This is a genomic window from Pseudomonas sp. VI4.1, from assembly GCF_002029345.1.
In the GTDB taxonomy this organism is placed as follows: domain Bacteria; phylum Pseudomonadota; class Gammaproteobacteria; order Pseudomonadales; family Pseudomonadaceae; genus Aquipseudomonas.
Window position 1 is genome coordinate 1 of record NZ_MULM01000135.1, and the last position, 14,234, is coordinate 14,234.

Here is a 14,234-nt window from a genome sequence, read left to right on the forward strand (position 1 = left end):
GGTTGTTTATCAGTGCCGATGAGCAGGCCCTGGCGCAGGGGCAAGTCCTGGAAATGAGCGCGGCAACCGGCCGCCTGCAGCAGGCGGGCGAGCAACTGCAATCGCTCTCCGTCGATGCCCAGGCCGCCAACGCAGATCCCGCCGACGTGACCTCGCAACTGAACCTGCTCCGGCAAGAGCTGGAGCAGCTGAAGTCGTCCGTGCTGCTGCTCAGCGCGCCTCAGGGCATCGCCCTCACCAGCGGCAAGCATCTCCAGTTGGCCGCGCAAAACAACCTGATGCTCAACGCCGGGGGCGAAGCCGACCTCAGCGTGGTCAAGCGCTTGTTCATCGGCGTGGGGCAGGGGCTCAGCCTGTTCGTGCGCAAGCTGGGCATCAAGCTGATCGCCAACCACGGCCCGGTAAGCGTGCAAGCGCAAAACGACTCGCTCGAACTGATGGCTCGCCATGGCCTGTCGATCACCAGTACCGAAGACGAAATCCACATCACCGCCAAGAAGAAAATCACCCTCAACGCCGGTGGCAGCTACATCACCCTGGATGCGTACAGCATCGAATCGGGCACGGTGGGCGATTACAACGTCAAGTCGGCGGATTTCAACTACAGCGGCCCCGCCAGCATGAAGGCCACGCATCCGGATTTTCCGCAGAGCCTGTCCAAACAGATTTTGCACCTCAGCGTACCGCAAGCCCCCAACGCTCCCGACCAAGGCTGGGCGGGAATGCCCTACACGCTGTACGCCGACAGCGCTTTGCTCCAGCGAGGCGTGCTGGACAAGACCGGTCAGCTATCGATCGACCATCAAGTCGTGACCCGCAGTTACCGCCTGGATCTGGCCAACGGCCTGCGGTTCCAGATTCCGGTCCCCACCGACTACCGCAACACCGAGCAAGCGCACCTGGCCAATAAAGGCCTGCAAAACCACCCCTCGCAAACCGACCCCGAGGTGAGCCAACCCACCTCGCACACGGACCACCGCGCGCTGTACGCGGCGGTGTTGGAAGGCATCACTGACCAGGAAGGGAAAACACAATGAATCACCCCGACATCGTCTCACCCGTCGCACTGCAGCACACCAACGAGGTGACCTGCATCTCGCCCTGGTTTGTGCAGAACACCGAATACCATCCCGTAAAGGCCACCTATCACCCCTTGATCAATGGCGAAGAAACCTTCAAGGCCGTGCACCTGGCTATCGCGGCGGCCACGAAATCCATCGACATCATCTGCTGGGGATTTCAGCCGTCGATGTACTTTATCCGCGACGATCCCAAGGCGCCGAACATCGGCGCGCTACTCATGGACAAAGCCAAGGCAGGTGTCGAAGTTCGTCTACTGGGCTGGGAGATGCCGTTCAATACCGCCGGTGCGGGCGACGAGGCCAATCTGCCCGGTAAAGGACCATTGCGCATCATGGACCGGGAAATGCAACCCTCCACGGATGACCAGTACGCCAAGGATCGCGAATGGTTCGCCCGATGCGCGTTCACCGGCCACCTGGCCCCCGCCATCCGCGTAGCCCGCAACGTGCCCGTCTTCGTCAGTCGCGGTTTCAACCTGTTTGAAAGGGCCGAAGTGGCCCATCAAGCGAAATACAAAAGTCTCGACCCGAAGCTCAGCCCACTTACGCTTGTCGCGCTGGCGGCGGCAGCGACCCACCATCAAAAGACTGTTTTGGTGGACTACGAAATGACAGATCGTGCCGTCGGTTTTGTCATGGGCCATAACATGCTCGACGAATACTGGGACACCGACGGGCACACGGCGCTGAAGCGCGACAAGGGCGACAAACCCGAACCCAACGCCGGCCCGCGTGGCGATACACCCCGCCAGGACATCTCCAGCCAGGTCAGCGGGCCGATTCTGGAACACCTGCACCACAACTTCGCCACCGCCTGGCGTAAAGAAACCGGCGAGGACTTGCTCGCCTCCCGCCAGGCCATGCAGGTGGGACCCAAACTCCAATGCACCGCCGGTGAAATCCGCCAGTTGGCGCAGCTCGTGCGGACCCAGCCCCAGGACGGCAAACGCGATATCGAGCGGCTCTACCTGCAAGCCGTCAACAACGCGACCCAGTTCATCTACATCGAGAATCAGTATTTTCGCTGGCCACCCCTGGCCGAACTGATCAAAACCGTCGCCGCCCGCCATACCCAGGCCGGGAAGGACCCCGGCGAACACGGCCATTTGCATTTGTTCGTGATCACCAATGCCGACGAGTCCGGCATCGGCCCGGGCGCCTTGAACACTCAACGCATGCTTGAAAGCCTCGGACGCGGCGACACCATTCCGAATCTGACGAAATTGCAACGTATTGAGAAAGCAAAAGCTCAATCAGCGGCACTGGCGCCCACCCTGGGTGAACTCGTCGAAAAACAGGCCCTGCTCACGCTGACCAGTCTCACTGATGCGTTGGGAGGGACCGATATCAGCGACAAAGCCAGGGAAGCTCAAAGGGACACCGCCAGGTCCAATGAGTGGCGGCAGGACGCGCTCAAGAACCAGATCGAGGCGATCGAGAAGGACGCCGTTGTTGCGGACTTGGAAATCCCCGGGCTCAAGGTCCATGTGTGCTCATTGGTCGCCTCCAACTCACCCGCAGGTAAAAAATGGATGCCGGTGTACATCCACTCCAAATTGATGATCGTGAATGACGTGTTCACCACCCATGGCTCGGCCAATATCAACACTCGCAGCATGCAGGTTGATAGCGAGCTGAATATTGCTCATGAGTGGGCGAGTGTGACGCGGGCGTTGCGCAGACGATTGTGGGATCTGCATACGAATGGGGAGGGTGCACAGGATGATCCGTCTGAGGCGTTTAAGGCTTGGCGGGACATCATGGACAAAAATAAAAAACTTCAGGATGACGAAAAGACGCCAAGCGCCTCCCTCGTCGAATTCTATTACGGCGACGATGAGCGAAAGGACCTCGACTGATGCGCCGTATCTTCCTGCTGGCATGCCTATTACTAGCCGCTTGCGATCTTGACGGCGACTTTAATAACACTATGAAGGACAAATCCTTGAATCCGCTCACTGAGATTAAAGCCAATCTGGCATTCAGCTGCATGCACGAGACGATTCCCGAGTCGCCACCCGATGCCGATAGCCTGTTTCAATACGCGCGCTGGCTGCAAAAGAACAACCAGCTCAAACAGGGCAAAAGTGTCGATTCTGAAATTGAGCGGCTGTACCGCATCGCCAGCGAGAACGGAAATTATAAAGCCAACATCAACCTGCAGAACGGCGCCATGCGTGGACACTTCAACGTCCGTGGCGAAGAGCATTTGCGCATGAGTCAGCAACTGATCGAAGCAGGTGTGGCCACGGGTTATTTCTTCGCGGGAGCCTTTCTGAAGAACGGATCAGCTGGACTGAAGCAAGATACAGAAATGGCACTGCGTTACTACCGCAAAGCTGCGGATCAGGGTAGTGCAGAGGCGCAATATTACGTGGCTGACAAGTTGGCGCCCAAAAAGATTGCTCCTGCGGTTGCTCGGCAGATGCGTAAATGCGCCGCTGAACAGGGACATGGTAAATCGGCCGTCATGCTATCGCTCTACCTCCAAGAAGAACAAAAATATAACGAAGCTATGGAAGTCCTACAGAGGGGCGTGGCTGCCGGTAATGAGAATGCCGCCGGCCGTTTGGAAGAAGCATTTCGGGGACACTCTCCCTCAAATGAATTGTATTACCTAGGCCAAGAGGAAGACCTCGAACGCGCCGCGCGTTACGAGAAAATCTGGAGGGTGCTCGCAAACTATTCCTACGCCAACCCTACGGTCCCCGAAATCAACGAAATCCTCCCATTACCGCCAGGCAAGCTGCCCGTCTGGGACGGCAAACTCCAATGGCTCGAAGCACGCCTGGCCAACATCCCACCGCAAAAGCCCAGCGAGGCACTGATCCATCAACTGGCCAAGGCCAAGAGTCTCGACCCTGTTACCGGTCGGCCAACCCCAGACTCACCCGCCTTCATCCAGGCCACATACCCCTGGCCAACCTGCGAGAGCGGCCAAGCCTGCCCGCAGACTGGCTACTGGAAAGCCGAACCGATCTACTATTTTCGCGCGAGCATCCAGGGAACCCCTATCCGTCGTTTTAAAAAGGGCGAAATGATGCCAACCCAGGAGGTCACGAGGTACCAACGCCGTTTCTTACTCGCAGACCGAATCACGGTTCAAGTGGAAAACGTTAGTTGGAGATTGTTCGGTGAGGCCTAGATATCGAGCGCGGCGCTGGAATGCAATTCATTTTCAGTGACGGCGGCGCCGGCACGGCCGGTCTTTGGAACGGTTTTGACGCCTGTGTCGCCACTATCGAAATAGGCATTTCAGTTTCTACGTTCCGTGGCGCAAGGCAGTACTGATACGTAAACGGAGTGTCTGTTGAGCCGACAACAAATCCTCTGTTGCAGATGGTGACAGCATCAGAAGAGGGAACCGCTGATAAAGACGGGTAGATACCTCGGCATAACCGAAGCCGTTCAGAAGCATTGCAGTCCACGGGTGGCCCAGGGGATCTCATACTGAGCTTGATGCCAACCACCGTCAGACCGACAATCCACGAGACGACCCCGTGATGTGAACCAACAGGCGTGATCGCCTGAGGAGGCGTTCAAATGAGTCCCTCATCGCCACTCATCTTGCAAGACCGCGCCGCAGCCGGCCGTCTTCTGGTGGAGCCGCTGCTTCAATACGCGCACAGAGCCGATGTCATCGTCCTCGCCTTGCCCCGTGGCGGGGTGCCGGTGGCCTATGAAGTGGCCACTGCCCTGAAGATTCGCCTGGACCTGATGCTGGTGCGCAAGCTGGGCGCTCCCTCCAATCAGGAGTTCGCCATGGGCGCCATTGCCAGCGGCGGTATTCAGATCCTCAACGACTACGCGCTGCGGGCGCACCCGATTGATCAGGCCACCTTCGATGGTGTGGTGGCACGGGAAAGCCGGGAGTTGTTGCGACGTGAGCAGGCGTATCGGGGAGCTCGCGCGCCGGTGCAGCTCAAGGATCAGGTGGTGATCCTGATCGATGACGGCCTGGCGACAGGCGCCTCGATGATGGCGGCGATCCAGGCGGTGCGTTTGCAGGCGCCGTCGCGCATCGTCGTCGCCGTGCCGGTGGGGCCGATCGAGACGGCGGAGGCGTTGCGCCGTGAGGTGGATGAGCTGATCTGCCCCGTCGTACCGGATTGGTTCATGTCGATCGGTCATTGGTACATGGATTTTTCCCAGACTTCGGATGCAGAGGTCGTCACGCTGTTGCAGCGGGCCTGGCAGCGAGAGCCCCGTCGCGCTCGACAGCCTCCCGGTCATGAGTGACCAGGCTCAGGGCTTTGCCGGGCCGGGGCATCGGGATGGGGGTGCAGGACCTCACCGATCATGACGCCGCCCTGCGCCACGAGGCGCGCCATCGCAACCACCTCGTGTTTGCCGATGGCGTCGTCCAGATTCGCCGAGTCGTCTGCGGCAAAAAAATCAACACGGGCAGTTGGATCAAGACATTCAAAAATATAGCGGCAACGCTTCCAGTGTGAACTCGAGGTGACTACCCCGTAATCCGCCCAACCGCGTTTTTGCGCAAAGGCGATGATCATCCAAACGTCTTCGACCGTATTGGCGCTGAGCAGGTCGGCGGGTGCCGCTCTATCGATCGCTGCGCCTCGATTGAGCAAGCTTTGGTGCACCAGCTCGCGGTGTGGCGTGTTGGACGTGTTGAAATGATCGCCGAACCCGCCCGTCGCCAAGAGCACGACATCGGGCTGCATTTGCTGCAATTGGACCGCTCGCTCAATTCGTCCGATGGACATGGGTGAAAGCTCGCCATCGGCGCTGTTGGGGGAGGCAAGAATGAATACCGGTTTTTTCATTTCAGTTCACCCTTCAGCGTGTGGCAGCGGCGGTTGACCCAGGGTTCCGGGATTCGGTTGCAGCCATGAGAATCGTCGCCACCCAAGGCATGGGTCGACTGACCTTACTGAGGTGTCAACCGGGTCTGAGCCTGCGCGGCAATTGCCCGGGCACAGGCCCGGATCGCTTCTACAGCCTGGCCGGCATCCAGGGCATGGAAACGATAACTGGGCATACTGACGCTGATGCACCCCACAACGCCTAGCGCAGGGACAACAATCGGACAGCCGTAGCAACAGATATCGTCCTCGTTTTCCTCCAGGTCCGTGGTGTAGCCCCTCGCCGCACTTGTCTCGATCTCGGCGAGCAACGAGTCCAAACGGGTAATGGTGTTGCTCGTGAGAGGGCAGACATTGACCGTTGAAAGCAGTTTCTTGACGTCCTCGACTGGCTGTTGCGAAAGCCAGGCCTTGCCCACCGAACTGGAATACAGCGTGACGCGGGTGCCTATCCGCGACGCCATGCGCACCGTACGCCGGGACTCGAGTTTGCTGATGTAGATCATTTCCAGGCCACTGCGCATGGCCAGGTGGACGGTTTCATCCAGCCTGTCGCGCAGCTGAACAAGGTAGGGTTCGGCGATCGCGCGCAGATCAGAACCTTCCCAGGATTTGTAAGCCAGACTGATCAGCCGCGGGCCGAGGCCGACTCGACCCTCGGTGCCTGCCTCCACCAGCATGCCTTCAGCCAGCAGCGCAGCGACGATGCGGTGAGTGGTGGGGCGTGGGTAGCCCAGCGCTTTGGACAGCTCGCCCACGGAGGGCGGTTGCGGCGCGTCCGAAACGACCTGGAGCACGTTCATGAACTTGGTGAACGCAGCCGTTCCGGGTACATCGTTGTTTGAAGCCATAAAGAAGGTCTACGCCACCAGATACCCCCCGTCCACCGGCAGGATGGTTCCTGTGATGAATGCGGCCGCCGGGCTGCACAGGAAGACCACCGCGTCTGCGATGTCATCCGGTTTGCCCCATCGACCCAGTGGGGTGCGTTGAAGAATAGGCTGCGAGCGCTGAGGATCGTTTTGCAGCGCTTCGGTCAATGGCGTCGCGATCCAGCCGGGCGCCACGGCATTCACCCGAATGCCGTCGGCAGCGTACGCAATGGCAAGCGATTTAGTCAATTGCATCACCGCGCCCTTGCTGGCGCTGTAGGCCGGAACCAGGCCTCCGCCAAAAAAACTCAACATCGAGGCGGTGTTGACGATCGTGCCACCGCTGGCGGCCAGTTTTTCCCGTGCCAGGCGGCAGCAGCGCATGGTGCCATTGAGGTTGATATCGATGACTTTCTCGAACACCTCGATTTCATGCTCCTCGCCGCGGCGGATAACGCCGGCGCAGTTGATCAGTATGTCCAGGCGGGGAAGTGCGTCGAACAGGTTTTGCAGGGCCGGCGTATCGGTGACATCGATTTCCATGGCCCTGAGGTCCAGGTTGGCCGGGACAGCCAGCGCTTCGTGGTTGAAACCTATTGCCACGACGGTGGCTCCCAGCGCTGCAAGCTTCAGTGCCACGCCAGCGCCGATTCCCGTGGTACCGCCGGTGACGACCGCCGTCTTGCCTTTGAACAGATCATTGTTGAAGGTCATGAATGTTGCTCCGCAACCGGGGAGGAAAGAGGGAGAGGGGTGTCGTTTGCCGGTATCGGCTCCTTGACCAGGAAAAAGTAGGCGATGGCGCCCAGCACGGCGATCACGCCGCTGGCCACCAGGGCCCCTTCGTAGGTCCCCGTGGTCTGCACCACCCAGCCTGTGATCACGGGAGCAAAGGAGCCGCCCAGGTAACCGCCGAAGTTCTGGATGCTGCCGATCGACGCGACCTTTCGCTTGGGGGCAATCACGCTGACCATCGTCCAGCAGGCGGCACTAGCCATGTTGATGAAGAACATCGCAATCGAAATCAGCACCATCGCCCAGACGATGTCCGGGGTGTAGGCCGCAGGAATGGTCGCCAGTGCGCCGCCCAGCAACCCGATGCAAACGGTCCACTTGCGCGTGGCGATGACCGGCAGTTCGCGGCGTACCAGAAAGTCCGCAATCTGGCCCGCGGCAATCATGCCCAAGGCACCGAATACATACGGAATGGCAACCACCCAGCCAGCGTGGGCCACGGACAAGCCACGGTCATGTTCCAGGTAGCTGGGCAGCCAGGTCAGGTATAACCAGACCATGTAAATCACGCCGGAAAATCCGAGCAACATGCCCCAAGTGGTGCGATGGCCAAACAGCGAACGCCATTCTTTCCAGCTCATCTTCTGGCTGCTCTGCTCAACCTCCTCGTGTTGCGCCAAGTGCCGCACGTCACTGTCATCGAGGACGGACTCGCTACGATTGCGATAGCAGGCGTACCAACCGATTCCCACGAGCAGGCCGGCAATCCCGGTAAACACAAACATCCAGCGCCAACCGAACGCCAGCATCAGCGCCGTGAGTAACGGCGGAGCAAGACAAGGGGCAAGGCAACTTGATGCAATGAAAATCCCGGTAGGGCCGCCACGCTCGCGTACGGTAAACCACTCACTCACGACCTTGGCCCCTGCGGGGAACAACGGCGACTCGCCAATCCCCAGGATGGTCCTGGCAATCATGAATTGTGAGAAGGAATTCACCAGGCCGCAGCACAACTGGGCGACCGACCAGAAGCAGATGCCAGCGCCCAGTATCAGACGGTTGCCCAAGCGATCGATCAAGGCGCCTACGGGCAGTTGGGAAAATGCGTACGCCAGAGAGAAAGCGGAGAGCAGCAAGCCCATCTCTGTAGGACTGAGTGCCATCTCGTCGCGAATCGACGAGTTGGCAATGGACAGGGCGCTTCGGTCTATGTAATTGACGAAGCCAGCCACGGTGAGAAAGCTGATGGCGATCAACTGAATACGTTTGAGTTTCGCCGATTTGGCAGGCGGGTTATTCATTGGCTTAATCTCTTTGTCATTGTTTTGAGATGCAAGCTGGCGCAAGGCTGCTTTCGTCGCTTGAGGCGGACGGCGGCTGTGCAGTGCTAGCGAATGAACTGGTCGACGTAGTCGCCACCCAGGCCGACTTCTTCGTAATACGTTCTGCACATGTCGATTTTGGTGAATACGTCTTCGTAACCGACGTTCGCCCCCCAGGGATCCACGTAGTACATGCAGCCCTGGACGTTGAACAGGGTGATCATTTCTTCAACCCCCTCATCCACGACAAGGGTGTGGGTCTCCCCCGGCGGCTCGAAGGCGTAGCTGCCTTCAGTCGCTTCCCAGTCGTGTTCCAGGTAGTGCCAGCACCCCTTGATGACATAGGCGTGTACCGGCCCCGGATGCCGATGGCGGCTCAATACGCCGGACTTGCGCACGCGCAGCAGGTTGATCCAGTAACCCGCCGAGCGATTCAGGCATAACGGACGAAACCAGACGTTTTCCGCTTGCGGGACCCAGACTCGCTCGTCCGTCGGCACCGCGTCAGGCACGACGAGATCCGGCAATATTCCTGATGGCTGTGGGTGCTGGTAGGGCATTCGCTTGAGTTCGTCGGCGGTGTAGACCGTTCGTTCGGGGGTAGTATCAGGCATTTTTATTGTGCGTCCATATTATGGAGTTGATGTCCACAATATGATTGCAGCGAAAAAGTTCGGGTGTCAACTTGTTGCTGATTGAAATTTGATGAGCCGGAGAATAAATCCGGAGGAGAAAGACAGAGCCGGCGCAGCTGTGCGCCGCAGAGGAGAGGGATCAGATACTTGGCATTGGTAGCGTGTCGTCGTACAACGTTGTCTGGCCTCAGCGTTGGACATCAAAGAAGGTTCAGCCCTCGCAGCCTCACCCCAAAGCTTCAAGCTATAGCATTCTGCAGGTTAAATTGTCCTGTGAACCGGGTCTTTGAGACGAGCGGCGGTTGTTTCAGATTGACAGCCAGGTACTAAACTCGATATAAAAAAGCCTAGTTGTACGACGACAGACGAATCATTCGGCTGTCATCTCTAAAAATAAAAAGTGTCGACCTCTCATGAATTCAGCCCGCTTGTCCACGTCCCGCAATGCCCCCTCCAATGGTTCGAATCCTGGCTGCTTGCCGCGCAATACAGCCGGCCTGTTGCAGCGTTTTGCCGATGCTCCCCGAGTCAATTGATCTCGCTTGAAACCGAGCAATCATCAGCATAATCCAACAATAAAGTGATGCTATGAATCTGAACGAGCCCCACATCCCGCAACGAGTCGGCCAGGCTGTCGGCAACTATCGCTGGACCATTTGCGCGCTGTTGTTTTTTGCCACCACCGTCAATTACCTGGATCGCCAGGTCCTGAGTCTGTTGGCGCCGGATCTGTCGACGCAATTTGGCTGGAGCAATACCGATTACGCCAACATCGCCTCCGTCTTTCAGTTTGTGTATGCGATTTCCATGCTGTTTGCCGGTCGCGTGGTCGACAAGATCGGCACCAAGACCGCCTATGTACTGGCGATCGGCATCTGGTCGACCGGCGCGATCATGCACGCCTTTGCGGTACCGATGGGCGAGGGGATCGGCGCCCTGAGCAGCGCGTTGGGCCTTGCCGTCATCCCGGTCTCGATTGCCGGCTTCATGCTGGCGCGCGCCGTGCTGGCGATCGGTGAGGCGGGCAACTTCCCGATCGCGATCAAGGCCACCGCCGAATACTTCCCGAAGAAGGAGCGCTCCTTCGCCACCGGTATCTTCAATTCCGGGGCCAATGTCGGCGCGATCCTGGCGCCGATCTGCGTGCCGCTGATTGCCGCCCTGTGGGGCTGGGAAGCGGCGTTCATCGTGATCGGTGCGTTGGGCTTTGTCTGGGTGGCGGTATGGATCGCGCTGTACGAAAAACCGGAGCAGCAAAAACGCCTGTCGGCGCCGGAGCTGGCCTACATCCGCAGCGATCAGGGTGCGCAAGCGCTCGCCGGCACCGACTCGGCTGCCGCCGCTAAAAAAGTATCGTGGTTCAAGCTGCTGACCTACCGCCAGACCTGGGCCTTTGCCTTCGGCAAATTCATGACCGACGGCGTGTGGTGGTTCTTCCTGTTCTGGCTGCCGACCTACCTGTCGGCGCAATACGGCATGAAGGGCCAGGCCATCGTGTTGCCGCTGGCAGTGTTGTACACCATGACCATGGTGGGCAGCATCGGCGGTGGCTGGTTCCCCAGCTACTTCATGGCACGCGGCGACGCGCCGTATGACGGTCGCATGAAAGCCATGCTGGTGATCGCACTCTTCCCGCTGCTGGTGTTGCTGGCTCAGCCATTGGGCTACATCAGTTTCTGGGTGCCGGTCCTGCTGATCGGCGTGGGCGCCTCGGCGCACCAGGCGTGGTCGTGCAATATCTTCACGACCGTGTCCGATATGTTCCCGCAAAAATCCATCGCTTCGGTGGTCGGTATCGGTGGCATGGCGGGCGGCTTGGGCGGCGTCGCGATGACCAAGTTAGGCGGTTGGGTGTTCGACTATTACAAAACGATCAACGATATCCATACCGGCTACATGATCATGTTTGCCATCTGTGCGCTGGCCTACCTGGTGGCGTGGAGCGTGATGAAGGTGCTGGTGCCGCGCCATAAGGAAATCACCGATCTGTAGAAGAGCGATTGGCTTGGCACTGATGGGGCGCAGTGAAACGACGCCCCATTTTACTGCCTGGCGACTTTCCACGGGCAAGGTGGGACCGCTCGATGGGGCTCGCCACCGAGCCTGGATGGATAACCAAAAAATCCTTTACGAGCCAGCACAGGCACCGGATGATCTTGCACCAGCGGACGCAGCAGCCCGACAGAAAAAACAAGATCAGGTGCCTCTATGCTTCTCGAGCAGGCGTTGTTAACCGATGTCAGCGGCAAGCCGCTTCAGCAGCATCACAAGAATTTTTCTACCGAATGGGATGAAATCAGCGACTGGTCGGATCGCGTCTACATGCCCTATCGGGTGTGTCCCGTAGGGCAGGCCATCAAGCCGAGCGCCAGCATGCACTCGTCGAGGATCGGCGAGCTGACGCTGACGCGTTTTGCCTATGGCGTGGCGGTAAGCATTGACGATTTTTCCCCCGATGCCGGGAACGCGCTGCTGCTCACGACCGTTCGCGGCAATGCCCGGCACTGGGCGCAGCGTTCGGTCACAGAAGATACTGCGGCGGGCGAATCCTTCATTGCCGATTGCAGTCGGGTCGATTACCGGATCGACCTGGACCCGGATCACCTGCAGCTGAATCTGACCATTCCCCATGCAGTGCTGGAGCGGATGGCGCAGCAGTGGTTCGGGTTCGTCCCCGATGACCGGTTCTGGCGACACAAGTGCGTCCTCGGCGGGGTCGGTTCGAGCTGGTTGAGTCTGCTCGAGTACACCGTTCGCTGTGTGGCCGAGGCCCCCGGGCACATGGCCGAAGGGCGCATGGGCGCGCACCTGGAGCACAATCTTTGCGTGCACTTGCTGCAGGAATGGGCCAGCCGCGCCGGGCGGGCGGGGCTGGATCTGAGCAGTCCGATGAACCGGATCGCTCCGCGTTATGTGAGGGCTGCCGAAGAGTTCATGAGTGCCAATGCCGCGAACCTGCCGACGCTGGCAGAGGTGGCTGGCGCAGTCGGGACCAGTGTGCGGTCATTGAGTGGTGCCTTTTCGCGTTTTCGTGGCATGACCCCCGGTGCATTCTTGCGCGAGCAGCGGTTGCAGGGGGCGCGCCGGGATTTGTTGGCGACTGATCCGCAATCGGGTACGACGGTGGCGGTCATCGCCTCTCGATGGGGGTATCTGAACCTGGGGGAATTTGCCGGGATCTATCGCAGGCGGTTTGCTGAACTGCCTTCGCACACCTTGCAGCGCCGTCTGCGCTAGCGTGTGACGCAAAAAAAAGGGCACCGGAAGTGGCGTCCATCCCACCCACTCGGTGCCCCAAAAAAACCGGTCGTTCGTCTCGGGTCAGAACACCCACAACGGCCGTCGATGCGGGTCTCTCCACCCCAGAGGTGAATGGCTCAGCCGGTCAGATAGCGGTAGGCCGCCGTTTCGAAACCCAGATAGCCGGAGACCGAGATGGGGTCGGCGAACGGTAGGGTCTGGGTGGCCCAAAAACCACCGATGCCGTTCTTGCGATCGATCCAATAGAACAGATTGGCCAGCCCAGCCCAGGCCAGAGAGCCCGCCGGGCGACCGGTGTGCGCATCCTCGTCATTGATCATGAAACTCAGCCCCCAGGACTTGGGCTTGCCCGGGAAGAATTCCGCGGTGTTGGTGAGGCTCGGGATAACGCCGGGCAGGGCTTTGATCTTCAGGTTGTCGAGGCCGTTTTTTTCCGCCAGGCGAATCGTCTCCGGCCGTAGGATCCGCCCATGATCGCCTTGTCCATCGTTCAGCCAGGCACGAATAAACCGACAATAATCCTGCACGGTCGAATACAGGCCATGACCTCCCATATGCACTTCGGGATCCTGCGGCAGGATGAAATCCTCGAGTACGCTCAGCGATCCATCCACTTCACGCTGATGCAGGCAAGCTCGCCGCTGGAGCATCGACGGGGTCATGGTAAAGGCGGTATCGGTCATGCCCAGCGGCTCGAAGATACGCTGCTGCATGACTTCGCCCAGGCGCTGTCCGGTAATGGCCTCCACCACCAGGCCGGCCCAATCCAGGTTGGAGCCGTATTCCCACTGTGCTCCGGGCTCGAACAGCAAGGGTGTTTGCAGCGCCGCCAAAGACCCGCTGATGATGCCGGGCAGTCCCTGTTCCCGGGCCAGTCGGTTGTAGTGTTCGTTGAAAAACTCATAATCAAAGCCTGCGGTATGAAGCAGCAGCATGCGGGTGGTGATGGGTTTTTTCGGCGGGCGCAGGCGAGGGCTGCCGTCGCTGTCGAAGCCCTCGAGTACCTGCCGTTCGCCGATCATCGGCAGGTAGTCCCTGGCGGGCGCATCGAGATCCAGTCGACCTTCCTCGACCAACTGCAGCACCGCGGTGGCGGTGATCGCTTTCGTCGCGGAAAACAGGGCGAAGACGCTGTCGGTGGTCATTTCCCCGGCTTGACCGAGTGTGCGTTGGCCCGAAGCGCCTTGATAGACCAGGCCGTCACGCCCGGTGATGGCGGCGACCACGCCAGGCACGCGTAGCGGTCCACCTGTGACGGTACTGAACAAGTGGTTGAGTGACGAAGTAAGACCTGTATTCATTATTCTTACTCTCCCTACACCCCTCCATGGCCGGCTGGCGCTCATGGCGAGGTGTGCAGTGGTAGGACTGGCTTGCCCGACGTGAAGCGCTGAACGTCGGGGCCAGTGGAGAGTAAGAACATGCAATCAGGGCGTCTGTCGGTTGCCGGCAGAGGGTGTCGGAATCAGGCAGTTAATTTATATGCCGGGCAGGTGAGGCG

General features: G+C 59.3%; 12 protein-coding genes. 6 read left to right on the top strand and 6 right to left on the bottom strand.

All coding sequences use genetic code 11. From position 1 onward, the window contains the following. From BZ163_RS10670 to BZ163_RS10685, 4 genes are all read left to right on the top strand, one after another. The coding region (locus tag BZ163_RS10670; RefSeq protein WP_143511015.1) for a DUF2345 domain-containing protein at positions 1 to 1,037 on the top strand (1,037 nt) is incomplete at its 5' end. Next, positions 1,034 to 2,941 carry a phospholipase gene (locus BZ163_RS10675; RefSeq protein WP_128870878.1) on the top strand — a complete coding sequence of 636 codons (1,908 nt, stop codon included), beginning with the start codon at positions 1,034 to 1,036 and terminating at the stop codon, positions 2,939 to 2,941. The genes BZ163_RS10670 and BZ163_RS10675, both read left to right, overlap by 4 nt. Then, positions 2,941 to 4,227 (top strand): sel1 repeat family protein, encoded by a 1,287-nt coding sequence (locus tag BZ163_RS10680; RefSeq protein WP_128870879.1) that lies wholly within the window; start codon positions 2,941 to 2,943, stop codon positions 4,225 to 4,227. The genes BZ163_RS10675 and BZ163_RS10680 overlap by 1 nt, the downstream gene beginning before the upstream one ends. Positions 4,228 to 4,625: 398 nt before the next feature. Next, positions 4,626 to 5,321: a phosphoribosyltransferase gene (locus BZ163_RS10685; protein ID WP_128870880.1), complete on the top strand. Its 696-nt coding sequence runs from the start codon at positions 4,626 to 4,628 to the stop codon at positions 5,319 to 5,321. Here BZ163_RS10685 and BZ163_RS10690 read toward each other — a convergent pair. The 5 genes from BZ163_RS10690 to BZ163_RS10710 all read right to left on the bottom strand — a co-directional run bounded on the left by BZ163_RS10690 (position 5,312) and on the right by BZ163_RS10710 (position 9,451). After that, complete coding sequence (locus BZ163_RS10690; protein ID WP_128870881.1) at positions 5,312 to 5,869, bottom strand: ElyC/SanA/YdcF family protein; 558 nt, start codon at positions 5,867 to 5,869, stop codon at positions 5,312 to 5,314. The genes BZ163_RS10685 and BZ163_RS10690 overlap by 10 nt on opposite strands. 104 nt (positions 5,870 to 5,973) lie before the next feature. Beyond that, the gene (locus tag BZ163_RS10695) at positions 5,974 to 6,759 is read right to left on the bottom strand and encodes an IclR family transcriptional regulator (RefSeq protein ID WP_128870882.1); all 786 of its coding nucleotides are present in this window, start codon (positions 6,757 to 6,759) and stop codon (positions 5,974 to 5,976) included. Between the two features lie 9 nt (positions 6,760 to 6,768). Then, a complete protein-coding gene (locus tag BZ163_RS10700) occupies positions 6,769 to 7,494 on the bottom strand; it encodes an SDR family NAD(P)-dependent oxidoreductase (protein ID WP_128870883.1) in 726 nt (241 codons plus the stop codon). Then, positions 7,491 to 8,816: an MFS transporter gene (locus tag BZ163_RS10705; protein WP_128870884.1), complete on the bottom strand. Its 1,326-nt coding sequence runs from the start codon at positions 8,814 to 8,816 to the stop codon at positions 7,491 to 7,493. Before BZ163_RS10705 ends, BZ163_RS10700 begins: the two co-directional genes overlap by 4 nt. 86 nt (positions 8,817 to 8,902) lie before the next feature. After that, positions 8,903 to 9,451 carry a 2,4'-dihydroxyacetophenone dioxygenase family protein gene (locus tag BZ163_RS10710; protein ID WP_128870885.1) on the bottom strand — a complete coding sequence of 183 codons (549 nt, stop codon included), beginning with the start codon at positions 9,449 to 9,451 and terminating at the stop codon, positions 8,903 to 8,905. 609 nt (positions 9,452 to 10,060) lie between these two features. Here BZ163_RS10710 and BZ163_RS10715 point away from each other — a divergent pair. Continuing rightward, positions 10,061 to 11,464, top strand: a complete 1,404-nt coding sequence (locus BZ163_RS10715) for an MFS transporter (protein ID WP_128870886.1) — start codon at positions 10,061 to 10,063, stop codon at positions 11,462 to 11,464. A 216-nt stretch (positions 11,465 to 11,680) separates the two neighbouring features. After that, positions 11,681 to 12,709 carry an AraC family transcriptional regulator gene (locus BZ163_RS10720; protein WP_128870887.1) on the top strand — a complete coding sequence of 343 codons (1,029 nt, stop codon included), beginning with the start codon at positions 11,681 to 11,683 and terminating at the stop codon, positions 12,707 to 12,709. Positions 12,710 to 12,849: 140 nt separating this feature from the next. Here BZ163_RS10720 and BZ163_RS10725 read toward each other — a convergent pair whose 3' ends face one another. Beyond that, complete coding sequence (locus BZ163_RS10725) at positions 12,850 to 14,034, bottom strand: serine hydrolase (RefSeq protein WP_128870888.1); 1,185 nt, start codon at positions 14,032 to 14,034, stop codon at positions 12,850 to 12,852. Positions 14,035 to 14,234 lie beyond the last annotated feature (200 nt).

Bases quoted from the DNA above. Each gene is read 5' to 3' on its own strand.
- BZ163_RS10675 (WP_128870878.1), top strand. From the start codon at position 1,034: ATGAATCACCCCGACATCGTCTCACCCGTCGCACTGCAGCACACCAAC.
- BZ163_RS10680 (WP_128870879.1), top strand. From the start codon at position 2,941: ATGCGCCGTATCTTCCTGCTGGCATGCCTATTACTAGCCGCTTGCGAT.
- BZ163_RS10685 (WP_128870880.1), top strand. From the start codon at position 4,626: ATGAGTCCCTCATCGCCACTCATCTTGCAAGACCGCGCCGCAGCCGGC.
- BZ163_RS10690 (WP_128870881.1), bottom strand. From the start codon at position 5,869: ATGAAAAAACCGGTATTCATTCTTGCCTCCCCCAACAGCGCCGATGGC.
- BZ163_RS10695 (WP_128870882.1), bottom strand. From the start codon at position 6,759: ATGGCTTCAAACAACGATGTACCCGGAACGGCTGCGTTCACCAAGTTC.
- BZ163_RS10700 (WP_128870883.1), bottom strand. From the start codon at position 7,494: ATGACCTTCAACAATGATCTGTTCAAAGGCAAGACGGCGGTCGTCACC.
- BZ163_RS10705 (WP_128870884.1), bottom strand. From the start codon at position 8,816: ATGAATAACCCGCCTGCCAAATCGGCGAAACTCAAACGTATTCAGTTG.
- BZ163_RS10710 (WP_128870885.1), bottom strand. From the start codon at position 9,451: ATGCCTGATACTACCCCCGAACGAACGGTCTACACCGCCGACGAACTC.
- BZ163_RS10715 (WP_128870886.1), top strand. From the start codon at position 10,061: ATGAATCTGAACGAGCCCCACATCCCGCAACGAGTCGGCCAGGCTGTC.
- BZ163_RS10720 (WP_128870887.1), top strand. From the start codon at position 11,681: ATGCTTCTCGAGCAGGCGTTGTTAACCGATGTCAGCGGCAAGCCGCTT.
- BZ163_RS10725 (WP_128870888.1), bottom strand. From the start codon at position 14,034: ATGAATACAGGTCTTACTTCGTCACTCAACCACTTGTTCAGTACCGTC.